We start from the raw sequence: 19,664 nt of genomic DNA, 5'->3' as shown, positions 1-19,664 counted from the left end.
CTGTGTCAGACCCGGCCTCAGGCCGACGTCATGATCTGATAGAGTTCTTCGTCGCTGGTCGCCTGGCGCAACTGGCGGCAGACGGCCTTGTCACCCAGTTTGGATGCCATCAGGGAAAGAGTCTTGAGGTGCTGCTTGCACTCGCTTTCCGGCACCAGCAATGCAAAGAGCAGGTCAACCGGTTGATTGTCGATAGAATCGAAAGGGATGGGCTCGGAGAAGGTCATCAACACGGCGGTCGGCGCGAAGGCGTCGTCAATCCGGCCGTGGGGGATGGCGATACCGGCTCCGATCCCGGTACTGCCCATCTTTTCTCGCGCCAGCAGGCTTTCAAACAGGACCTGGCGGGAAGCGCCGAGGCGCTCTGCGGCCAGTTCACTGATGATCTCGAGCGCGCGTTTCTTGCTGGTACAAGGGACCGCACTCTTGGTGCAGTCCCGACTCAGTATGTGTTCAAGTTGCATAGTTATTTTTGATTTAACTTATCTTTGTGCTTGATGATCTGCCGATCCAGTTTATCCAGCAGGGTATCAATCGCCGCATACATGTCGGCATGCTGCGAATTGGCGAACACCTCTCCCCCGCTGACATGCAGCTTGGCTTCGGCGATCTGGTTCAGTTTTTCGACGCTCAACACCACGTGTACGTTGTTGATATGGTCAAAGTGACGCTCGAGTTTGGCAAATTTGTTGTTCACATAATCACGCAGAGCTTCGGTAATCTCGACATGGTGTCCGGTCAGGTTAATTTGCATAACGTCTTCCTTTTGTTTGCCTAAACCAGGCGTTTGCGCTGATTGGATGGCGGGATCAACAAGGATTCACGGTACTTTGCGATCGTGCGTCTCGCCACCATAATACCCTGTTCGGCCAGCAAATCCGCGATCTTGCTATCACTAAGCGGCTTGGCGGGGTTTTCCGCCGTCACCAGCTTCTTGATCAGGGCGCGAATAGCGGTCGATGAGCACTCTCCTCCTCCCTCCGTATTGACGTGACTGGAGAAAAAAAACTTCAGTTCAAAAATGCCGCGGGGCGTATGCATGTACTTCTGGGTCGTGACCCGTGAAATGGTCGACTCATGCATCTCCACCGCTTCCGCGATGTCGTTGAGTACCATGGGTTTCATGGCCTCTTCGCCGTACTCGAAAAAGCCCTGCTGCTGCTCGACGATGCAGCTGGCCACCTTGAGCAGGGTGTCGTTACGACTCTCCAGGCTCTTGATGAACCACTTGGCCTCCTGCAAATGAGAACGGATGAACTGGGTATCCGTGCTGCTGCGGGCATTGCGCGCCATGGCCGCATAGGCCTCGTTGACACGGATGCGCGGAGCAGAATCCGGATTGAGTTCAACCACCCACTTGCTGCCCTTCTTGACCACGGACACATCCGGGATCACGTACTGGGATTCACTCTGGATGATGCCGTTGCCGGGTCTGGGCTCCAGTTGCTGGATGAGATCCAGCACCTCCTTGAGATCGCTCTCCTTGAGGCGGGTCTTGCGAGCCAGGGTGCGGTAGTCGCGATTGCCGAGCAGGTCCATGTGTTCGCGGATCACCTCTCTGGCTTCGTCGAGCCAGGGCAGGTCCGGCGAATACTGGCCGAGCTGGATCAGCAGACACTCTTGCACCGAACGGGCGGCGATGCCGACCGGATCGAAATGCTGCACCCGCTTGAGCACGGCTTCGATCTCATCCAGTTCGACTTCTACCTCCTCGCTGCTGACTGCAGCCTGAATATCCTCGAGGGTGGCAGTCAGATACCCGGATTCGTCGATGGCATCGATGATGGCAAGGGCGATGGCCGCATCCACATCACTGAACGGGGTGAGCCGCATCTGCCACAGCAGGTAGTCTTGCAGGTTCTCGGTGGTCTCCCCCTGATAGACGCTGTCTTCCCCGTCATGGATGGGGCCTGCGCTCTGGGCCGTACCGGCCGAGTAGACCTCGTCCCAGGTGGTGTCCACCGGCAGTTCATCCGGCATGCTCTCCTGGGCCATGGCATCGCTGGAGTCGAGTTGACTGGCGTCCTGTGTCTCTGCCTGACTGGTTTCCTGCGCCTCGTTCTCCTCTTGCTCCAGCAAGGGGTTGTTGTCGAGCGCTTGCTGAATTTCCTGCTGGAGTTCCAGGGTGGAGAGCTGGAGCAGACGAATCGCTTGTTGTAATTGTGGCGTCATGGTCAGGGACTGACCGAGACGCAACTGTAATGTCGGCTTCATCTACGTCGGGATATCCTTATGTTCAGCGAGGCAGTCACCTAACAAAAATGAGGGGTGCCCCCTTACTATAGACTGAATTGATCGCCCAAATAGACGCGCTTGACCTGCTCATCGGCGAGGATATCGGCCGGCGCGCCCTCGGCAATCATCTTGCCGTGGCTGACGATGTAGGCCTTCTCGCACACATCCAGCGTCTCTCTGACGTTGTGGTCCGTTATCAGCACACCCAACCCGCGTTCTTTCAGATGCTGGATGATCTTTTTGATATCGATGACTGAAATAGGATCAACACCTGCGAAAGGCTCATCGAGCAGAATGAATCTCGGCTCTGCCGCCAGCGCCCGGGCGATTTCCACCCGGCGCCGCTCCCCACCCGAGAGGCTCTGACCCAGGCTGTCGCGGATATGGGTGATATTGAACTCTTCCAGCAACTGTTCGACCTTATCCTCCCGCTCTTCGCGGCTCAACCCCTTGCGGGTCTGCATGACCCCCATCAAGTTGTCGAACACCGACAGGCGCCGGAAGATGGAGGCCTCCTGGGGCAGATAGCCGATGCCATTGCGGGCACGGATATGCATGGGCTGCAGGCTGATGTCCTGCTCGTCGATGGTGATGAGGCCGGCATCTCGCTGCACCAGGCCCACGATCATGTAGAAGGAGGTCGTCTTGCCCGCGCCGTTCGGGCCGAGCAGGCCCACGATCTGGCCCGTTCCCACCTCCAGGCTCACATCGCTGACCACCATGCGGCGCTTGTAGCTCTTTTGCAGACCCGTTGCTTTTAACACTGCCATGGCTGTTGTTTCCTACTTCTTCTGATCGGCGGGTTTGTCGAAGTTCTCCACCTGATCCGGCAGGAACACCGTCTTGACGCGCTGGGTGGGCCCCTTGCTCTCGGCAATCATCTTCTGCTTGACGATGTCGTAGCGAATGAGATCGCCGGTCACCTGGCTGTCTTCCTGCTTGAGCTGGCCATTGCCGGTGATGGTCACCAGCCGGTTCTTAAGCTCGTAGCGGATGCTGTTGCCATGGGCATTGACCGGTTTGCCGTTGTCCAGCACCTGGAAGAAGGTGGCTGGGTTGCCATACGCGGTCATCACCTCGGCGCCCTTGTCGCCGGAGCGGATCACCACCACCTTGTCGGCCTTAATCTTGATGGTGCCCTGGGTGATGATGACATCCTCGCTGAAGGTGATGCGGTTGTCCTGCATCTCGGCCACCTGCTTGACCGCATCCACATAGACCTTCTCGGCAAAGTCGGACTCTTTGGCATTCAGGGAACCGCACAGCAACAGGGCCGTGAGGGCCAGATTAACGTTTTTCATTGAAATAAGTGGCATGGCCTTTATCCAGTAACTCGAAATATTTACGTTCCAGGTGGCCCTTGAGGCCAACGCCCTCGGTCTGGAACTCCTGGCCCACAATGCTGATGTGCTGGTTGCTTCTCATCCCCTGCGTCACCAGATCCAGCTCCAGATAGGAGGTATCCAGCGTGGAGATGAAGGAAGCGGGCAGCAGACCGTCCAGATGCACCTTGTCACGGAGGATCACATTGTCATCGGTGTTGAGCACCCCGGTTTCGGCCGTCAGCTTCCATTCGGCCGCGCCCTTGTCATCGAACATGTAGACCACCGGCTTGGTGAAAGTGGCCTGCTCGAGCACCTGGTAGTACTCCGCATATTCGGATTCCAGCCGCTCGGTGCGCTTGCCCTGCTCGTTGAAGCGGGTCGTCACCAACTCTCTGGCGGTGAAGTCCGGTTGAAAATTTTCCGTCTTGGTGGTCGGCTCGGGGACCAGCTCGATCTCCCCCAGCTGCCAGGCCGCCAGCGCAGCCAGAAACAGCAGGCCGAACAGCACAGTCTGTTTGTTCATCGCGACGCCTCGGGTTGATAGTCAGCCAATCCCTGGGCCTGCAAGATCAGGTCGCACACCTCGCGCACGGCCCCGACGCCACCGCCAAGCCGCGTCACCAGATCCGCCTTCGCCAGCACAAGCGGATGGGCGTCGGCAACAGCGATACCCAGGCCGCAAGCCTGCATCACCGGCAGATCGATGGTGTCATCTCCCATATAGGCGGCTTGCGATCCATCCAGCCCGAGCTTGGTCAGCAAGGCCTCGAAGTGGGGCAGCTTTTTGTCTGCACCCTGCACCAGGTGCTGGACTCCCAGACTCCTCATGCGATCGCTGACGATGCGGGAGTTTCGCCCCGTGATGATGGCAATCTCGATGCCCGCATTGAGCAGAGCACGCATGCCGGCACCATCACGGGTGCAGAAAGTCTTCAGCTCTTCGCCGTTATTGCCCATATAGATGAAGCCGTTGGAGAGCACCCCATCCACATCGCACACCAGCAGGCGGATCTGCGCCGCCTTCTCGTACTGGCTGCGCGTCACCGGACCATAGAGGGTCGGTACGTCTTGCATCAAATTACTCCGGCTTTCAGCAGATCATGCATGTTGAAGGCACCCAGCGGGTGTCTCTCCCCATCCACGACCAACAACCCGTTGATTTTCCTGGTTTCCATCAGCTTGACGGCCTCGGCCGCCATCATCTCAGGCCCTACGGTAACACAGTTCACCGTCATGACGCGGCTGATGGGGGTGTGATGAATATCCACCTGCAGGTCCAGAATGCGGCGCAGGTCACCATCGGTGAACAGACCGGCAAGCAGCCCTTGATCGTCCACCACCGCCGTCATGCCGAGCCCCTTGCGGCTCACTTCCAGCAGCGCCTGGCTGATGGTGGCATCTATCCCCACCTTGGGCAACAGCTCGCCGCTGTGCATCAGATCGCCCACTCGCAACAGCAACCGCTTGCCGAGGGACCCGCCCGGGTGCGACAGCGCAAAGTCATCGGCGGTGAAGCCACGGGCCTCCAGCAGGGCCACGGCCAGCGCGTCCCCCATCACCAGGGTGGCGGTAGTGCTGGATGTCGGGGCCAGACCGAGGGGGCAGGCCTCTTTCTCCACCTTGATGCACAGGTGCACGTTGGCCTCTTTCGCCATGGTGGAAGCAGGATTGCCTGTCATGCAGATGAGTGGAATGCCGCGGCGCTTGAGCACCGGCAGCAGGGCCAGGATCTCGTCGCTCTCGCCGGAGTTGGATATGGCGATGATGAGATCCCCGGCTGAGATCATGCCGAGATCCCCGTGGCTCGCCTCGCCCGGGTGCAGGAAGAAGGCGGGCGTTCCCGTGCTGGCCAGGGTCGCGGCAATCTTGTTACCGATATGACCCGACTTGCCCATGCCGGTCACCACTATCTTGCCGCCACAGCGCAGCACCATCTCGCAGGCGCGCTCGAACGCCTCGTCAAGGTACTGGTAGAGTCCATCAATGGCTTGTTTTTCTATGTCCAGCACCGCTCGGGCGCTGCGACGGAAATCGAACAATTCAGACACTTTTTCAGGCTTTACAGACATAAAGGCACAGCTCCGGGCCGAAATTTGCTGCGGGATTATAAAAAAGTCTGCCGAGATAAGCGAATCGGATGCGGAATGGGCGGTCATTGACGCAGGTTGTTACATAAAACTGTCGCGTACTTGGGGGGGAAACCCGCTCAATAGTTGTTCCTCGCTGTTGCTTAGACCTAGACTAGCCCATAAAATTCGCTCTTCATTTATACCGGATGGACAATTGTTTGAACGATGACCTGATCACCATCTCCGACCTGACCTTCAGTCACGGGGATCGGCTGCTGTACGACAGGATCAACCTGACCATTCCCCGTGGCAAGGTCACCGCCGTCATGGGTCCGAGCGGGATCGGCAAGACCACCTTGCTGCGCCTGATCGGGGGCCAGCTCAAGCCTGAGTCCGGTCACATTCTGTTTGACGGGGAAGACGTTCCCACGCTCTCCCGTTCACGCTTGTATGAAGTGCGTAAACGGATGAGCATGCTGTTCCAGAGTGGCGCATTGTTCACCGGCATGACCGTCTTCGACAACGTGGCTTTCCCGCTGCGGGAGCACTCCGGCCTGCCGGAAGAGCTGATCCGCACCATCGTCATGATGAAACTGCAGGCTGTCGGTCTGCGCGGGGCGGCCAAGCTGATGCCGTCCGAGCTCTCCGGTGGCATGGCGCGTCGCGCGGCCCTGGCGAGATCCATCGCGCTGGATCCGGATCTCATCATGTATGACGAGCCCTTCGTGGGGCAGGACCCCATCACCATGGCGGTGCTGGTGAAGCTCATCAAGGAGCTCAACGATGCCCTCGGCATCACCTCCGTCATCGTCACCCACGACGTGAAAGAGGTGCTGAGCATCGCCGACTACGCCTACATCATCGCCAACCGCAAGGTAGTGGCACACGGCACACCGGAGCAGCTGCGCGAGGAGCACAATCCCGAAGTCGAGCAGTTCCTCAAGGGATTGCCCGACGGTCCTGTTCCGTTTCATTTTCCGGCAGGTGACCTGCTACAGGATCTGTGATGTTGACAAGTCAGATAAGCAAGCTGGGCCGCAGCGGTGTGCGTTTCATCAACGCCGTCGGCCGGGCAACCATCATGCTGTTTCATGCACTGGCAGGACGGCCCCAGCCACGCAAGCACTTCCCGCTGCTGGTGCAGCAACTGTATGTGGTGGGAGTGCAATCCGTCGCCATCATACTGGTGTCCGGCCTCTTCATCGGCATGGTGCTCTCCCTGCAGGGTTACAACGTATTGAAGGATTTCGGCGCAGAGCAGAGCCTGGGGCCTCTGGTTTCCCTCTCCCTGCTCCGTGAGCTGGGCCCTGTGGTCACAGCCCTGCTGTTCGCCGGTCGTGCGGGCTCCGCCCTCACCGCCGAGATCGGCCTGATGAAGGCCACCGAGCAGCTCTCCAGCCTGGAGATGATGGCGGTCGATCCGCTGCGTCGGGTCGTGGCGCCCCGCTTCTGGGCCGGGGTCATCAGCATGCCGCTGCTGGCCTTCATGTTCAGCCTGATCGGCATCTTTGGCGGCAAGCTGGTTGGTGTCGACTGGCTGGGGGTGGACGAAGGCAGTTTCTGGTCCGCCATGCAGGCCTCCGTCGACTGGCAGGACGACATCATGCAGGGCGCCATCAAGAGCCTGATCTTCGCCCTGGTGGTGACCTGGATAGCGCTCTTCAACGGCTATGATGCCAAACCGACCTCGGCCGGGATCAGTCAGGCGACGACCCGTACCGTGGTTCACTCATCCCTGGCCGTGCTCGGTCTGGATTTTATACTCACCGCAGTCATGTTTGGATAAGGGAAAGATGAAGTTCAGCAAAGTAGAATTTCTGGTTGGCGCCTTCATGCTGGCTGGCATCGCGGCCATTCTGGCATTGGCACTGCAAGTGGCGGGATTGAGTTTCAAACCGGAAGGAGAAACCTATACCCTGCGCGCCCATTTCGATAATATCGGCGGCCTGAAAGTACGCTCGCCGGTCAAGGTCGGCGGCGTCGTCGTCGGTCGTGTCAGCGACATCACCCTGGATCCCAAGAGCCAGGTCCCCATCGTTTCCCTGCAGATGCAGAAGAGTGCCGGCGAGTTCTCCGAGACCAGCACCCTCTCCATCCTGACTTCTGGCCTGCTCGGTGAGCAGTACATCGGTCTGGCACCGGGGTTCAGCGATGAGGAGATGGGCACCAGCATGCTCAAGGATGGCGACATGATCGAAGACACCAAGTCCGCCATCGTGCTGGAAGATCTGATTGGCAAGTTCCTCTACAGCCAGTCCTCTCCGGCCAATACACCCGCAACCAAGGAGTAACCATGTTCAAGAAGATCGCCCTGATGCTGGGTCTGATGACCAGCATGCTGTTCTCCCTCGTCGCCCATGCGGATGTCAATACTTCGGACCCCTATGCCCTCGTGGATCAGGCCGCCCAGCAGACCTTTGCCCGCCTGAAAGCCGATCAGGCCCAGGTAAAGAGCAACCCCGATCACCTGCGCGTTATCATCCGCGAGGAGCTGCTGCCCTACGTGGACAACCGCTTCGCCGCCTACAAGGTGCTCGGCAACCAGATCAAACAGACGACCCCTGCCCAGCGTGACGCCTTTGTGGACGTCTTCACCGAGTACATGGTGAGCTCCTACGCCGACGCACTGGCACACTTCGACAAGCAGACCGTCAAGGTCCAGCCCGGCAAAGCCGCCGAGAGCAACATCACCGCCGTCAACGTCAGCGTGAAAGAGGCCGGCAAGCCGGACATCTTCCTCGAGTTCAAGCTGCGCAAGAACAACAAGACCGGCGAGTGGAAAGCCTTCGACATGGTTGCCGAAGGGATCAGCCTGCTCTCTGCCAAGCAGAACGAGCTGGGTGGCCTCATCCGCCAGAACGGCATCGATGCGGTGATCGCCCAGCTGCGTGAACACAACGCCAAGCCGCTGGTGATCAAGTCATGATCCTGAGCGGTGACTTGCAGGCCCCGCAGGTCAACGATCTGTGGCAACGCCGCGCCGACTGGTGGCAGGACGACCGGCTCGAACTCGATGCCGTCACTACCCTGGATTCCGCCGGCCTTGCCCTGCTGGTCAAGTGGGCCAAGGCGGCACTGGCACGGGGTGCCACTCCGACACTGGTGGGTGCCTCCAACGATTTCCATACGCTGGCCAACCTTTACGGGGTGGCCAGCCTCTTTCATTCAACCCCGCTCACAACTGAGGACTCATAATGCAAGTCTCTGAAATTGAAGCGATACTCCTCGAGGCTTTGCCATTGTCCGAAGTCCATGTCAAAGGGGACGGCAGTCACTACCAGGTGATCGCTGTCGGCGACATGTTTGACGGCATGAGCCGGGTCAAGAAACAACAGGCCATCTATGCCCCACTGATGGACAAGATCGCCACCAACGAGATCCACGCTCTCTCCATCAAGGCCTATACCGACGCCGAGTGGAAACGCGAGCGTAAATTCCAGCTGCCCTCCTGATTTGGTAAAGAAGTAAACCATGGACAAATTCAAGATCACCGGCCCCTGCACCCTCTCCGGTGAAGTGACCATCTCCGGCGCCAAGAATGCCGCCCTGCCCATCCTGTTTGCCACCCTGCTGTGTGACGAAGAGGTTCAACTCTCCAACGTACCGCGTCTGAAAGACGTGGGTACCACCCTCAAGCTGCTGGAGATGCTGGGCGCCACCACCAAGGTCAACGGCAACGTGACCGTGCTGACCGGCGCGGTAAACAATCATGTCGCCCCCTACGAGCTGGTGAAGACCATGCGAGCCTCCATCCTGGCCCTGGGCCCGCTGGCAGCCCGCTTCGGTGCAGCAGACGTCTCCCTGCCCGGCGGCTGTGCCATCGGTGCCCGCCCGGTCAACCTGCATGTCCACGGCCTGGAGCTGATGGGCGCGAAGATCGTCATCGAAGAGGGCTACATCAAAGCCCGCGTCGACGGCCGCCTGAAAGGTGCCCACATCCTGATGGACATGGTTTCCGTGACCGGTACCGAGAACCTGATGATGGCCGCCACCCTGGCTGACGGTCGCACCGTGATCGAAAACGCCGCCCGTGAGCCGGAGGTGGTCGATCTGGCCAACTTCCTCAACGCGCTCGGAGCTAACATTCAGGGCGCCGGCACCGATACCCTGACCATCGACGGCGTAGAACGTCTGCACGGTGGCAGCTACAGCGTGCAGCCCGATCGCATCGAGACCGGCACCTTCCTGGTAGGCGCCGCCGTGACCGGTGGCAAGATCACCTGCCGCAACACCGACCCCAGCCTGCTGGAAGCCGTACTGGTCAAACTGGAAGAGGCTGGCGCCCTGATTGAAAAGGGTGACGACTGGATAACCCTCGACATGACAGGTCGCACCCTGAAACCTGTCACCATCAAGACCGCCCCCTACCCGGCGTTCCCGACCGACATGCAGGCCCAGTTCACCGTGCTGAACGCGGTCGCCCAGGGCACCGGCATGGTCACCGAGACCATCTTCGAGAACCGCTTCATGCACGTGCCCGAGCTGGTACGGATGGGTGCCGACATCGAACTGCAGGGCAATGTGGCCATCTGCCGCGACACCCAGCAGCTCAAGGGTGCCCAGGTGATGGCGACCGATCTGCGCGCCTCCGCCAGCCTGGTGCTGGCCGGCTTCGTGGCCGAAGGGGCCACCATCGTCGATCGCATCTATCACATCGACCGTGGCTACGAAGACATCGAGCACAAGCTGCAAGGCCTGGGTGGTCGCATCGAGCGCATCAAGGAATAAGCTGGCTTCACCATGAGCCGACGATAAAAAGGCCCCCTCGCCAGGCGAGGGGGCCTTTTTCATGACTCCGAATGGCGGCACCCTCTTCTCCCCTTGCGGGAGAAGGGGGTGGGGACGAGGAGGACAAGCAGACACCCTTTCACCGAGGGAGAGGGTCAAGGGCTCAGGCGGTCAGCCGCTCCAGCTCGCCGATAAGCCAGATGGCCTCCTGGCGATGGGAGCCGCACACGTCCGCCATGGGGCGAAAGCCGCCGCACACCGCCGGGCGCTCCGGCTGGCCGAAGATCTTGCACCCCAGGTGCGCATCGAGCTGCACACAGGGCACACCGGCGGGCTTGCCGTCCGGCATGCCGGGAATGGCACTGCTGATGCTGGGGGCGATGCAGCAGGCACCGCATCCCTGACGACATTCCATGTGATTTTTCCTCTGTGGGGCACCGCAGTGTAGCAAGGAGTCCGGTTTCTCCTAAGCCTTATCCCTGCACGGGCATCCTGGCGCCCTGCAGAGCGCAAAAAGCCCGGCAGTGCCGGGCTTTTTGCTGCGGGAGTCAGCACATCACAGGATGATGTCGCGTACCACACTGTCCTTGCGATCCAGGAAGTGGATCGACTTGATGCGACGGCATGAGAGTACGTGACTTGCCGCCACCGTCATCCTCCTGCTTACAGGATGATGTCGCGTACCACGCTGTCTTTGCGATCCAGGAAGTGGATCGACTTGATACGACGAATGGTGCGCGATTTGCCGCGGATCAGCAGGGTCTCGGTGGTCGCCATGACGCCGTCGCTGGTGATCCCTTCCAGCAGATCACCCTTGGTGATGCCGGTAGCCGAGAAGATGACGTTGTCATTCTTGGCCAGATCTTCGAGCTTGAGCACCTTGCTCACGTCGATGCCCAGCTCCTCGCAGCGCGCGATCTCCTGTTCACCCAGGGCGCGAACCTCGGGGCTGTCACCCTTGACCTGGTGGCGGGGGATCAGGCGAGCCTGCATGTCTCCGTCCAGGGCGCGGATCACCGCGGCGGAGATCACCCCTTCCGGCGCGCCACCGATGCCGTAGAGCATGTCCACTTCGCTGTCCGGCAGACAGGTGAGGATGGAGGCGGCCACGTCGCCGTCGGGAATGGCGAACACCCGCACTCCCAGGCCCTGCATCTCCTTGATCGCCTTGTCATGACGCGGCTTGGCCAGGGTGATGACGGTCAGACGGGAGAGGGGCTTGCCGAGCGCCTTGGCCACGGCCTTGAGGTTCAGCTCCAGGGCCTGATCGAGATCGATGGCGCCTCTCGCCTTGGGGCCCACGATCAGCTTTTCCATGTACATGTCGGGGGCCTTGAGGAAGGATCCCTTGTCGCCCACCGCCAGCACGGCCAGAGCATTGGCCTGACCCATGGCAGTCATGCGGGTCCCCTCGATGGGGTCGACCGCGATGTCCACGGCGTCGCCCTGACCCGTGCCCACCTTCTCGCCGATGTAGAGCATGGGGGCTTCGTCGATCTCCCCTTCGCCGATCACAATCTCACCATCGATCTGGATCTGATTGAGGATGTGACGCATGGCCGCCACGGCCGCGCCATCGGCGATATTCTTGTCACCACGTCCGAGCCACTTGTAGCCAGCCAGTGCAGCCGCTTCCGTCACTCGGGAAAATTCGATTGCCAGTTCACGTCTCATCGCATATCCAACCTTAGGAGCTCGAAAACGGGCGGCATTCTACCACAAGGGCAAACCTTTGCGCGTAAAAGTGGCGACCAGCCACATAAATCCCGGTTTTCATCCCGCTGACATGGAACCGACACGGTTTGTTCATTGCACGGTCACCCGACTGTCATCTGTCACTTCTAGCATGGCCCCGTCTTTTAAAACAAAAGCTTGCAACACAAGGGATCATGATGAAAAAGCTGACAGTAGTAGCATTGGCTCTTACCGCCGCCTTCCAGGCTCAAGCCGTCGAAGTGTACAAAAACGAGAGCACCCTGCTCGACCTCTACGGCCGCATCTACGCCGGCCAGTTCTTCGGCGAGAAGAAAGAGCTGGACGCCAACGGTGACATCAAGAACGAATACAGCGACAAGCAGGGGGCCAACCAGTTTGTCCGTCTGGGCGCCAAGGTAGAGAGCGAGATCAACCCGGGTCTCAAGGCGCTGGCCCAGTACGAACTGCAGATGTACATCAACGACAGCGAGAAGACCGTCAGCGAGAACTCCGACAACCTGCGTACCCGTCTGGCGTTCGCCGGTGTCGGCGCCAACTGGGGAACCGTCACCTTCGGTCGCCAGAAGGGGGCCCCTGGCTTCCTGGCGGACTGGACTGATGTCTCCCTCTCCGACGGTTACGGCAACGAGGCACTGGGCGCCAAGACCGACACCTTCGCCACCAACCGCGCCGGCTCCGTGCTGAAGTACTCCGGCCTGTTCAACGGTTTCCAGGTAGATACCAGCTACAAGTTCGATGGCGGTGACACCGAAGAGACCTCCAGCAAGGACAGCGATGCCGCCTACGGTGCCGCCGTGGCCTACACCTTCCCGTTCAACCTCTCCCTGGGGACCGCCTACAACGTGGGCATCCGCGACAAGAGCGGTGAAGAGGATGCCAAGCTGTGGCTGCTCTCCGCCAAGTACGACAACAAGGCCCTCTACGCCGCCCTGAGCTATGCCGACGGCAGCGACTTCCTGGCCACCGGCAAGGATCACACCGGCTGGGAAGGGGCGCTGGGTTACAACTTCGAGAGCGGCTTCGGCCTGATGGCCCTGTGGAACAAGCAGAAGGTGGAGCAGGCTGGCAAGTCTGACTACGACTCCATCGACTACTACACCCTGGGTGCCCAGTACAAGTTCAACAAGAACCTGCGCGTCATCGGCGAGTACCGCATCAACAACCTCGACAGCCATGACAGCGGCAAGCTCAACACCAAGGATGACTTCCAGCTGGCGGCCCGCTACGACTTCTAAGTCGGCAACCACCTGACGACACGGCGCGCAGAGCACTCTGCGCGCCGTTTTTTATTGCGTCAGGCCAGGGGTTTGTACGCCGACACCAGCAACAGCATGGGGCGCTCCGCCTCCTCCGCCAGGGCAGGGTTGGCCGCAATCTGCGCCGCCGTCGGCCCCCACTCCTCCACGCGGCGGATCTGGAACCCGGCGGCGACAAGGGCATTGAGGTAGGTGCCCAGGGTGCGGTGATACTTGACTACCCCCTCCGCCAGCCAGTTGCTGACCCGCTTGCCCTCGGCCTGGTAGCCGTTGACGGGCCAGGAGCGGCGTCCCTCTGCATCCGCCAGCCAGCCCTGCGGCTGCGGGCAGGTGAAGATGGGGTGCTCCACCGAGAACACCAGGCTGCCGCCAGCCACCAGCGCACGGTGGATCTCCGCAAACAGCGGCGCCACCTCGGGCAGGTAGTGCAGCGCCAGGGAACTGTAAATGAGATCGAAAGGCTCATCGGACAGCGCAAGACCGTCCAGATCCCCCTGCCGATAGCGGATGGCCTCATCCCGGGTCAGCTCGGCGGCACGGGCCAGCATCTTCGCGGAGAGATCGATACCGACCACATCGGCAGCCCCGAGATCTCTGGCTGCCCGGCAGAACCAGCCATAACCGCAGCCCAGATCCAGCACCCGCTTGCCGGCAAGATCCGGCAGCATGGCGTGCAGCGCCGGCCACTCCGGCGCCCCCGCCAGCCCGTGGAGGGAGCGTGGCAGTTGGGCATAGCCCTCAAAAAACCCTGGTTCGTCATAGATATTTTGTGACATTGCACTGTTTCCTCTTGAAGATGGTCAGCCTCTCTGGCCGACGACCCGGCCCTTGCCAAGCATACCCGTCGGTCATTACAGACCATAAAAAAAGCAGAGACCCGGGCGGGCCTCTGCTCTGTCTCGCACCCGCAGCCTGGCTGCGGGACAACAAAAAAGGCCATAGACGAGGCAACGTCTATGGCCTTGGTTCAGTCGTGCGGCAAGGTCACGGCTCCCGCGAGGTAGCGAGATCCGGTCGTCACTGCACGATGAATGGATGGGAGGTCTGGGCCTCCACCGGCTCCGGACAATGCTTCATCGTGCGCATCTGTACGGAGTTCATTCGGGTCACTCGCTGATCCGAAGCATAAAGGGTCATGTCACTCACCCGGCCGGGCCGGTTCCATCAACACATTGAAAAATCTGGTGTCACTCTAGAGGACAGGAGTCTCAGAGGCAAGCCCGGCAGATCATGTTTGCCGACCCTCTCACCCCAGCTTCTTCTGCCAGAACATGGCCCGGCCCACCTCGGGATCCAGCTCATAACCCGCAAAGCCGCTGGCACGATAGGCAGCCTGGGCCACCTTGTTCCCCTCCAGCACCTCCAGGGTCAGCTTGCAGCAACCGAGCTGCCGGGCGAGCCGCTCCGCCTCCGCCAACAGCTGCTTGCCGATGCCCTGGCCGCGATGGGCAGGGTGCACCGCCACGTCGTGGATATTGAGCAGCGGCTGACAGGCGAAGGTCGAAAAACCCTCGAAGCAGGTGGCAACGCCAGCGGGCTCCCCATCGACCCAGGCCAGCAGCACATGAGCACCGGGTCGCGCGGCCAGGGCTTCGGCCAGATTCGCCTTCACCTCGTCCGCCAGTGCACTGCCGCCCCCCATCTCGTCCCTGGCGTATTCGTCCAGCATCGCGATCAGCGCCTCGCCGTGGCGAGGGTTGTGCAGATCCGCCCTGATGATCTCGACCATGTTTCTCTCCCTGTGTGTTCCGGATGGTGCGCCAAGGCGCGAGGCCACCATGGTAGCGTCCCCTCCGAACCGAACCAAGGTTCCCCCGGCCTTTTCCCCGAGGTTCCAGCCCCCTCAGTGCCTGCCCGCCAATGTTCTCTTTTTCTTGCATCTTCTCCTTGCAAGGCAAATGAAAATCAATATCATTAGCAACCTCTCGCGATGAGAGAAATCAATAATTACAATTAAATCAACAAGTTCAGGCCAATTGGTCGACAAAGAGTCACACCCAGATGAACCATTCCAACTCCCCGCGCGCCTTGCTGGGCGTCGCCTTGCTGGCGGTTTGCACCAGCCCCCGTGCCGAAGACGAAACCCTGACCGTGGTCGGCAAACGCAGCCAACATGAAGAGGTCGCCACCGCGACCCGTACCGCCACCCCGGCCAAGCTGGTGCCCCAGAGCATCGAGAGCGTCAAGGCAAGCGAGCTGACCGCCTTCGGCCAGCCCACTCTGAGTGAAGCCCTGACCGGCATCCCTGGCGTCAACGCCAGCGGCGACACCCGCTTTGACGGCGTCACCATCCGCGGTTTCAGCGCCAGCAACGACTTCTACCTCGACGGCCTGCGCGACGACATGCAATACACCCGCGACCTTGGCAACATCGAACGGGTCGAAGTGCTCAAGGGCCCCGCCGCCGTGCTCTACGGCCGTGGCAGCACGGGCGGCATCGTCAACCGGGTCAGCAAGGTTCCCCAGAAGGGGCAGGCCTCCAGCGTCAGCGCCCAGGTCGGCAGCTTCGACAGCCGACGCTTCGCCGCCGATCTCAACGGCGAGGCAGGAGAGCGGGTACAGGTGCGCCTGAACCTGGCCCAGGAAGACAAAGACAGCTTTCGCGACGACGTGACCAGCAAGCGCACCCTGCTGGCCCCCTCCGTCAACTGGGAGATCACCGACACCCTGAACTGGCTGGTGCAATACGAGCGCAACGAGCACGATCGCACCCCGGATCGCGGCATTCCCGGCGTCGATGGTCGCCCGGCGGATGTCCCCATCGAGAGCGTCTACAGCGACACCCGCCGCGACTTCATCGACGATGTGGCCCAGTCCACCCGCTCCCGCTTCACCTGGGACATCAACGATCAGTGGCAACTGCGCCAGCAGCTCGGCTACACCACCCTCGACAGCCAGTTCGACAATACCTATGTCACCAGCGTCAAGGGTGACAAGGTGACCCGCGCCCGCTGGCAGCAGGATCTCAAGGCCAGCAGCCTCACCAGCAACACCGAGGCAGAAGGCCAGCTGCAAACCGGCCCCATCGCCCATCGTCTGCTGGTGGGCCTGGAGCAGGGCTGGCAGGATCGCACCCCCAAGCTCTACCAGAACGCCAACCCGATCCCGGCAGGCAACCTCTATGATCCGGGCTCCCTGCCCACCTACGACGGCGCCATGAAACTCTCCAGCGACGCCCATCACAGGGTGCGCGGTGTCGGCCTCTATGTGCAGGATCAGCTCAGCCTGGGCGACTGGCACCTGCTGGCAGGCCTGCGCCGCGACGACTTCACCGTCACCAGCCGCCGCAACGACCTCGACAAGGAAGAGACCCTCTCGGTCACCAGCCTGAGTCCGCGCCTGGGCCTGGTGTGGAACCCCATCGAGGAGCATGCCTTCTACACCTCCTACAGCAAGACCTTCACCCCGGTGGGCGGTGAGCTTATCGGCATCACCCCGGGGGACAAGAACAACAACCTGGATCCCCAGCACACCCGGCTCTATGAAGGGGGCGTGAAGAGCGACTGGCTGAACGGCCGCCTCGCCACCACCTTCTCCCTCTACCGGCTGGAGATGTACAACAAGCGCAGCAAGGATCCGCTGGATCCCACCCGGGTGATCCTCACCGGTCTGCAGCGCACCGACGGCATCGAGCTGAGCGCCCGTGCCCAGCTGACCGACGAGATCTATCTGCGCGGCGGCGTCGCCATCCAGGATGCCGAGCAGGTCAAGGCAGACGCGGACCTGCAAGGCAAGCGGCCGATGAACGTCTCCCGCCAGAACGGCCAGCTGTTCGCCGGCTACCAGAGCGGCAAGCAGGGCTGGTTCGGCGAGACCGGGGTGACGGCGGTGGGGGATCGCTTCGCCGACAACGCCAACACCACCACCTTGCCCGGTTACGCCCGCTTCGACGCCCGTGCCGGCTACCGCTGGCCCCAGTGGGAAGCCCAGCTGAGCGTGGAGAACCTGACCGATCACGACTACTTCGTCAGCGCCACCAGCGCGGCCCAGATCATGCCGGGCACGCCCCGTCAGCTGCACCTGACCGCCGCCTACCGCTTCTGATCCTCCCTGTTTACCGACCCCTCTGGCCAGCGTTCGCTGGCCAGATTGTTATGAAGCACCGAACGATGACACGCAGAAAACTTCCCCTGCACAACAACAAGTGGGTGCGCCGCATCCACGCCTGGGCCGGCTTTGCCACCCTCACCCTGATGCTGCTCTACGGCCTCACCGGCCTCTGGCTGCAACACAGGGCCGTGCTGCCCCTGCCCGGTCCCCACACCGCCAAATCGAGCGAAGAGATAGTACTGAGCACGCCGCTGGCCAGCCCGGATGAATTGAAAGCCCTGCTGCAACAGCGTTATGCAGACATGTTCGAGGAGGGGAGACCCCAGATCACCCCGCCCCAGACCCTGCCCACACCATCCGGCGCCCTCACCCTGCCGGCCCGCTGGGAGCTGCGCGGTGTCACCCTCAGCCAGAGCGTGGCCGCCAGCTATGTGGAAGGCACTCTGCTGGTGCGCACCGAGCTGCAGCAGGCCAACTTCGCTGCCAGCCTCAACCGGCTGCACCGTGGCATGGGCACCGGCCTGCCCTGGCAACTGGTGGGCGATCTGGCGGCCCTGGCCATGCTGCTGCTGGCCCTCACCAGCCTGCTGATGTGGAACAAGCTGCACGGCCCCGCCGGTCGCGGCATCACCCTGCTGCTGCTGGGCGCCCTGGTCACCGTGCTGGTGGCCCTGCTCTAGCCCTTTTACCGACACCAAAACGGGATCCCGCTCCCGGCGGCGGTAACCTTGCCCGCACCTCGGGTAACAAAGGGTAACCGGCCGCCGATGGGGGTCACAGTTGGCGACCAGGCGGCTGGATAGGGAGCACCTGCGGCTGATAGGGTGCGCCCAGCTCCCGAACGCCACGAGGAATCATGCGCATCTCCAGCATCGAATGCGGGCGAGTGGTGGCCATCCTGGCCGTGATGACCATCCATCTCTCCCCTTTCAGCAACCCCTTCGACCCCGCCCTGTGGGACGGCACGCCCTACCCTCTGGTCGGGGCCGTCATCAACCAGCTCTGCCGCTTCGCGGTGCCGCTGTTCTTCCTGTGCGCCGGTTACTTCTTGCAGCCCGCCCTCGCCGCAGGCCACCCGCTGACGGTCGCACTGCGCTACTGCCGACCCCTGCTGGGGCTCTGGCTGGCGTGGAGCCTGCTCTACGTGCTGATACCCTTCAACCCGCTCGCGGCGGTGAGCGAGGGCTACCTGCCCGCCATGGCAGGCCAGTGGCAGATGCAGCTCGGGGATCCGCTCAACGTCTGGTGGGTGGGCGGCATGATCCACCTCTGGTTCCTGCCCGCCCTGATGGTGGCGGTGCTGATCCTGGGGCTCTGCCAGCAGGTCCGCCTGCCGAGGCTGGCCCTGCTGCTGGGGGCCCTGCTCTACAGCCTGGCCCTGATCGGTGGCTCCTATGGCCCGCTGCTGCCGGGGGGCGAGTGGGCCCTGCTGACCCGCAACGGCCCCTTCTTCTCCTTGCTGTTCGTGGCGCTTGGCGCCGAGCTGCGCCTGCGTGCCTGGCAGCCGGACGCCAGGCGCTGCGCCCTGATGATGATGGCGGGGATGGGGCTCTACGCCCTGGAGGCCGCAGGTCTGCTGCGCGTTGCCGCCGTCCCCCTCGCTCGTCATGATTTCCTGCTGGGTTCGCTCCCCTGGGCGCTGGGGCTGTTCGGCCTGCTGCTGGCCAACCCGGCATGGGGCAAAGGCAGCTGGCTGGAGCGCCAGGCCCCCAAGGTGCTCGGCCTCTACTGTCTGCACATGATGCTGGTGGTGTGGCTGATGATCTTCGGCCCCCAGGGCAAACAGGTGTGGTGGGAACTCCTCAAGGTACCCGCGCTGCTGGCGCTCACTCTGCTCGGCTACCGACTGCTGGCGGCCACCGCCCTCAGCCGCTGGTTGCTGCGGGCTCGCTAGAAACAGGACCCTGACCAGCCAGCAGATCAACGTGGTTCAGCGCAAAATCGTGCATCTGCTGGAGCAGGGGGATCAGGGCGGCGCCAAGCGGGCTCAGGCTGTACTCCACCCTGGGCGGTACGTCGGGGTAGAGGGTGCGAATGATGACACCGTCGCTCTCCAGCTCCTTGAGCTGGGCGGTGAGCACCTTCTGGCTCACCTCGGGCAGGCAGCGGCGCAAGTCGCCAAAGCGCAGGGTCTGTTCGCGCAGATGAAACAGAATGGCCGGCTTCCATTTGCCGGTCAGCAGGCGCAATACCTGATAGGCGGGACAGGGCAGTGAGGGCACGGTATGGCTCGCGAGTGGTTACTTTGCGGTAACTATGCCACGAAAATGTGCCTTCTTGCAGCC

Annotated in this window: 24 protein-coding genes; 11 read left to right on the top strand and 13 right to left on the bottom strand. The window is 61.6% G+C overall.

From position 1 onward, the window contains the following. Window positions 1-17: 17 nt before the first annotated feature. The 8 genes from ptsN to C2U30_RS16660 form a co-directional block, all read right to left on the bottom strand. Window positions 18-464 carry a PTS IIA-like nitrogen regulatory protein PtsN gene (gene ptsN, locus C2U30_RS16695; RefSeq protein ID WP_010675870.1) on the bottom strand — a complete coding sequence of 149 codons (447 nt, stop codon included), beginning with the start codon at window positions 462-464 and terminating at the stop codon, window positions 18-20. Window positions 465-466: 2 nt separating this feature from the next. Next, on the bottom strand, window positions 467-754 hold the full coding sequence (gene hpf, locus C2U30_RS16690; protein ID WP_005305957.1) for a ribosome hibernation promoting factor: 288 nt from the start codon (window positions 752-754) through the stop codon (window positions 467-469). Between the two features lie 20 nt (window positions 755-774). Beyond that, on the bottom strand, window positions 775-2,214 hold the full coding sequence (locus C2U30_RS16685) for an RNA polymerase factor sigma-54 (protein ID WP_041211850.1): 1,440 nt from the start codon (window positions 2,212-2,214) through the stop codon (window positions 775-777). A 65-nt stretch (window positions 2,215-2,279) separates the two neighbouring features. Beyond that, window positions 2,280-3,005 carry an LPS export ABC transporter ATP-binding protein gene (lptB, locus tag C2U30_RS16680; RefSeq protein WP_010675872.1) on the bottom strand — a complete coding sequence of 242 codons (726 nt, stop codon included), beginning with the start codon at window positions 3,003-3,005 and terminating at the stop codon, window positions 2,280-2,282. 12 nt (window positions 3,006-3,017) lie between these two features. Then, window positions 3,018-3,536: a lipopolysaccharide transport periplasmic protein LptA gene (gene lptA / locus C2U30_RS16675; protein ID WP_010675873.1), complete on the bottom strand. Its 519-nt coding sequence runs from the start codon at window positions 3,534-3,536 to the stop codon at window positions 3,018-3,020. Next, window positions 3,523-4,083, bottom strand: a complete 561-nt coding sequence (gene lptC / locus C2U30_RS16670; protein ID WP_039040473.1) for an LPS export ABC transporter periplasmic protein LptC — start codon at window positions 4,081-4,083, stop codon at window positions 3,523-3,525. The genes lptA and lptC overlap by 14 nt, the downstream gene beginning before the upstream one ends. Next, window positions 4,080-4,634, bottom strand: a complete 555-nt coding sequence (gene kdsC / locus C2U30_RS16665; RefSeq protein ID WP_103244144.1) for a 3-deoxy-manno-octulosonate-8-phosphatase KdsC — start codon at window positions 4,632-4,634, stop codon at window positions 4,080-4,082. The genes lptC and kdsC overlap by 4 nt, the downstream gene beginning before the upstream one ends. Further along, on the bottom strand, window positions 4,634-5,629 hold the full coding sequence (locus tag C2U30_RS16660; protein WP_029314845.1) for a KpsF/GutQ family sugar-phosphate isomerase: 996 nt from the start codon (window positions 5,627-5,629) through the stop codon (window positions 4,634-4,636). The genes kdsC and C2U30_RS16660 overlap by 1 nt, the downstream gene beginning before the upstream one ends. A 206-nt stretch (window positions 5,630-5,835) precedes the next feature. Here C2U30_RS16660 and mlaF point away from each other — a divergent pair, with 206 nt between their 5' ends. The 7 genes from mlaF to murA are packed head-to-tail and all read left to right on the top strand — an operon-like array spanning window position 5,836 to window position 10,357. Then, a complete protein-coding gene (gene mlaF / locus C2U30_RS16655) occupies window positions 5,836-6,636 on the top strand; it encodes a phospholipid ABC transporter ATP-binding protein MlaF (RefSeq protein WP_029314846.1) in 801 nt (266 codons plus the stop codon). Then, window positions 6,636-7,415: a lipid asymmetry maintenance ABC transporter permease subunit MlaE gene (gene mlaE / locus C2U30_RS16650; protein ID WP_010675878.1), complete on the top strand. Its 780-nt coding sequence runs from the start codon at window positions 6,636-6,638 to the stop codon at window positions 7,413-7,415. Before mlaF ends, mlaE begins: the two co-directional genes overlap by 1 nt. 7 nt (window positions 7,416-7,422) lie before the next feature. Continuing rightward, window positions 7,423-7,920: an outer membrane lipid asymmetry maintenance protein MlaD gene (gene mlaD, locus C2U30_RS16645; protein ID WP_010675879.1), complete on the top strand. Its 498-nt coding sequence runs from the start codon at window positions 7,423-7,425 to the stop codon at window positions 7,918-7,920. Between the two features lie 2 nt (window positions 7,921-7,922). Beyond that, complete coding sequence (gene mlaC / locus C2U30_RS16640; RefSeq protein WP_010675880.1) at window positions 7,923-8,555, top strand: phospholipid-binding protein MlaC; 633 nt, start codon at window positions 7,923-7,925, stop codon at window positions 8,553-8,555. Further along, window positions 8,552-8,824 (top strand): STAS domain-containing protein, encoded by a 273-nt coding sequence (locus C2U30_RS16635; RefSeq protein WP_042015861.1) that lies wholly within the window; start codon window positions 8,552-8,554, stop codon window positions 8,822-8,824. The genes mlaC and C2U30_RS16635 overlap by 4 nt, the downstream gene beginning before the upstream one ends. After that, window positions 8,824-9,081: a BolA family iron metabolism protein IbaG gene (ibaG, locus tag C2U30_RS16630; protein WP_010675882.1), complete on the top strand. Its 258-nt coding sequence runs from the start codon at window positions 8,824-8,826 to the stop codon at window positions 9,079-9,081. The genes C2U30_RS16635 and ibaG overlap by 1 nt, the downstream gene beginning before the upstream one ends. A gap of 19 nt (window positions 9,082-9,100) precedes the next feature. Continuing rightward, complete coding sequence (murA, locus tag C2U30_RS16625; RefSeq protein WP_041211853.1) at window positions 9,101-10,357, top strand: UDP-N-acetylglucosamine 1-carboxyvinyltransferase; 1,257 nt, start codon at window positions 9,101-9,103, stop codon at window positions 10,355-10,357. A gap of 163 nt (window positions 10,358-10,520) precedes the next feature. Here murA and C2U30_RS16620 read toward each other — a convergent pair whose 3' ends face one another. Both C2U30_RS16620 and glpX read right to left on the bottom strand, forming a co-directional pair. Next, entirely contained in the window at window positions 10,521-10,772 is a 252-nt protein-coding gene (locus tag C2U30_RS16620) for a YkgJ family cysteine cluster protein (RefSeq protein ID WP_010675884.1), read from the bottom strand. Window positions 10,773-11,020: 248 nt separating this feature from the next. Then, complete coding sequence (glpX, locus tag C2U30_RS16615) at window positions 11,021-12,031, bottom strand: class II fructose-bisphosphatase (RefSeq protein WP_039040467.1); 1,011 nt, start codon at window positions 12,029-12,031, stop codon at window positions 11,021-11,023. Between the two features lie 218 nt (window positions 12,032-12,249). Here glpX and C2U30_RS16610 point away from each other — a divergent pair, with 218 nt between their 5' ends. After that, window positions 12,250-13,308, top strand: a complete 1,059-nt coding sequence (locus C2U30_RS16610; protein WP_029313567.1) for a porin — start codon at window positions 12,250-12,252, stop codon at window positions 13,306-13,308. A 59-nt stretch (window positions 13,309-13,367) separates the two neighbouring features. Here C2U30_RS16610 and C2U30_RS16605 read toward each other — a convergent pair whose 3' ends face one another. Then, complete coding sequence (locus C2U30_RS16605; protein WP_103244143.1) at window positions 13,368-14,105, bottom strand: class I SAM-dependent methyltransferase; 738 nt, start codon at window positions 14,103-14,105, stop codon at window positions 13,368-13,370. A gap of 470 nt (window positions 14,106-14,575) precedes the next feature. Further along, entirely contained in the window at window positions 14,576-15,058 is a 483-nt protein-coding gene (locus C2U30_RS16600) for a GNAT family N-acetyltransferase (protein ID WP_103244142.1), read from the bottom strand. 272 nt (window positions 15,059-15,330) lie between these two features. Between C2U30_RS16600 and C2U30_RS16595 the strand changes: the two genes are divergently transcribed. The 3 genes from C2U30_RS16595 (at window position 15,331) to C2U30_RS16585 (ending at window position 19,273) form a co-directional block, all read left to right on the top strand. Continuing rightward, the gene (locus tag C2U30_RS16595; RefSeq protein ID WP_103244141.1) at window positions 15,331-17,373 is read left to right on the top strand and encodes a TonB-dependent receptor; all 2,043 of its coding nucleotides are present in this window, start codon (window positions 15,331-15,333) and stop codon (window positions 17,371-17,373) included. Window positions 17,374-17,438: 65 nt separating this feature from the next. Next, window positions 17,439-18,059: a PepSY-associated TM helix domain-containing protein gene (locus C2U30_RS16590; RefSeq protein WP_069652288.1), complete on the top strand. Its 621-nt coding sequence runs from the start codon at window positions 17,439-17,441 to the stop codon at window positions 18,057-18,059. A 176-nt stretch (window positions 18,060-18,235) separates the two neighbouring features. Beyond that, on the top strand, window positions 18,236-19,273 hold the full coding sequence (locus C2U30_RS16585) for an acyltransferase (RefSeq protein ID WP_103244140.1): 1,038 nt from the start codon (window positions 18,236-18,238) through the stop codon (window positions 19,271-19,273). Here the strand turns inward: C2U30_RS16585 and C2U30_RS16580 are convergent. After that, window positions 19,245-19,601 (bottom strand): winged helix-turn-helix transcriptional regulator, encoded by a 357-nt coding sequence (locus tag C2U30_RS16580; RefSeq protein ID WP_103244139.1) that lies wholly within the window; start codon window positions 19,599-19,601, stop codon window positions 19,245-19,247. The genes C2U30_RS16585 and C2U30_RS16580 overlap by 29 nt on opposite strands. Window positions 19,602-19,664: the final 63 nt, after the last annotated feature.

This window comes from Aeromonas sp. ASNIH5, assembly GCF_002902865.1.
In the GTDB taxonomy this organism is placed as follows: Bacteria; Pseudomonadota; Gammaproteobacteria; order Enterobacterales; family Aeromonadaceae; genus Aeromonas; species Aeromonas caviae.
Note: the sequence above shows the minus strand (reverse complement) of the source record. Positions and strands in the feature narration are given on the sequence as shown.

What these genes read in the sequence shown, in the direction of transcription:
- C2U30_RS16595 (WP_103244141.1), top strand. Translation starts at nt 15,331, where the DNA reads ATGAACCATTCCAACTCCCCGCGCGCCTTGCTGGGCGTCGCCTTGCTG.
- lptC (WP_039040473.1), bottom strand. Translation starts at nt 4,083, where the DNA reads ATGAACAAACAGACTGTGCTGTTCGGCCTGCTGTTTCTGGCTGCGCTG.
- C2U30_RS16660 (WP_029314845.1), bottom strand. Translation starts at nt 5,629, where the DNA reads ATGTCTGTAAAGCCTGAAAAAGTGTCTGAATTGTTCGATTTCCGTCGC.
- ptsN (WP_010675870.1), bottom strand. Translation starts at nt 464, where the DNA reads ATGCAACTTGAACACATACTGAGTCGGGACTGCACCAAGAGTGCGGTC.
- C2U30_RS16635 (WP_042015861.1), top strand. Translation starts at nt 8,552, where the DNA reads ATGATCCTGAGCGGTGACTTGCAGGCCCCGCAGGTCAACGATCTGTGG.
- C2U30_RS16610 (WP_029313567.1), top strand. Translation starts at nt 12,250, where the DNA reads ATGAAAAAGCTGACAGTAGTAGCATTGGCTCTTACCGCCGCCTTCCAG.
- mlaC (WP_010675880.1), top strand. Translation starts at nt 7,923, where the DNA reads ATGTTCAAGAAGATCGCCCTGATGCTGGGTCTGATGACCAGCATGCTG.
- lptA (WP_010675873.1), bottom strand. Translation starts at nt 3,536, where the DNA reads ATGAAAAACGTTAATCTGGCCCTCACGGCCCTGTTGCTGTGCGGTTCC.
- C2U30_RS16590 (WP_069652288.1), top strand. Translation starts at nt 17,439, where the DNA reads ATGACACGCAGAAAACTTCCCCTGCACAACAACAAGTGGGTGCGCCGC.
- C2U30_RS16620 (WP_010675884.1), bottom strand. Translation starts at nt 10,772, where the DNA reads ATGGAATGTCGTCAGGGATGCGGTGCCTGCTGCATCGCCCCCAGCATC.
- ibaG (WP_010675882.1), top strand. Translation starts at nt 8,824, where the DNA reads ATGCAAGTCTCTGAAATTGAAGCGATACTCCTCGAGGCTTTGCCATTG.
- C2U30_RS16585 (WP_103244140.1), top strand. Translation starts at nt 18,236, where the DNA reads ATGCGCATCTCCAGCATCGAATGCGGGCGAGTGGTGGCCATCCTGGCC.
- mlaE (WP_010675878.1), top strand. Translation starts at nt 6,636, where the DNA reads ATGTTGACAAGTCAGATAAGCAAGCTGGGCCGCAGCGGTGTGCGTTTC.
- C2U30_RS16600 (WP_103244142.1), bottom strand. Translation starts at nt 15,058, where the DNA reads ATGGTCGAGATCATCAGGGCGGATCTGCACAACCCTCGCCACGGCGAG.
- hpf (WP_005305957.1), bottom strand. Translation starts at nt 754, where the DNA reads ATGCAAATTAACCTGACCGGACACCATGTCGAGATTACCGAAGCTCTG.
- mlaD (WP_010675879.1), top strand. Translation starts at nt 7,423, where the DNA reads ATGAAGTTCAGCAAAGTAGAATTTCTGGTTGGCGCCTTCATGCTGGCT.
- murA (WP_041211853.1), top strand. Translation starts at nt 9,101, where the DNA reads ATGGACAAATTCAAGATCACCGGCCCCTGCACCCTCTCCGGTGAAGTG.
- kdsC (WP_103244144.1), bottom strand. Translation starts at nt 4,634, where the DNA reads ATGCAAGACGTACCGACCCTCTATGGTCCGGTGACGCGCAGCCAGTAC.
- mlaF (WP_029314846.1), top strand. Translation starts at nt 5,836, where the DNA reads ATGGACAATTGTTTGAACGATGACCTGATCACCATCTCCGACCTGACC.
- glpX (WP_039040467.1), bottom strand. Translation starts at nt 12,031, where the DNA reads ATGAGACGTGAACTGGCAATCGAATTTTCCCGAGTGACGGAAGCGGCT.
- C2U30_RS16605 (WP_103244143.1), bottom strand. Translation starts at nt 14,105, where the DNA reads ATGTCACAAAATATCTATGACGAACCAGGGTTTTTTGAGGGCTATGCC.
- C2U30_RS16685 (WP_041211850.1), bottom strand. Translation starts at nt 2,214, where the DNA reads ATGAAGCCGACATTACAGTTGCGTCTCGGTCAGTCCCTGACCATGACG.
- lptB (WP_010675872.1), bottom strand. Translation starts at nt 3,005, where the DNA reads ATGGCAGTGTTAAAAGCAACGGGTCTGCAAAAGAGCTACAAGCGCCGC.